1 protein-coding gene is annotated in these 233 nt (G+C 57.9%); it reads left to right on the top strand.

What is annotated here, in order from left to right; all coding sequences use genetic code 11:
* The coding region (locus H2O73_RS21505; RefSeq protein WP_182110848.1) for a pentapeptide repeat-containing protein at positions 1 to 233 on the top strand (233 nt) is incomplete at both ends.

Here is a 233-nt window from a genome sequence, read left to right on the forward strand (position 1 = left end):
GCCACGGGTGCCGGCTCGTGCGCTGCGGTTCTGGAAAGCCGCGACCTTTGCCAAGGCAAACCTAACGCACGCAGTTCTGTTCGGGGCGAATTTCGAGGAAACAGACTTTGGGTACGCCGTACTACATCATGCGCTCTCGGACGAAGCAGTATTTCGCGGTGCCTTCATGGGAGCAGTCAGGCTCACTATGGTGAAGGCTTACTACTCAGACTTCACTGGCGCGATGCTTGGCG

It is taken from the genome of Vibrio marinisediminis (assembly GCF_014050145.1).
GTDB lineage: Bacteria > Pseudomonadota > Gammaproteobacteria > Enterobacterales > Vibrionaceae > Vibrio > Vibrio marinisediminis.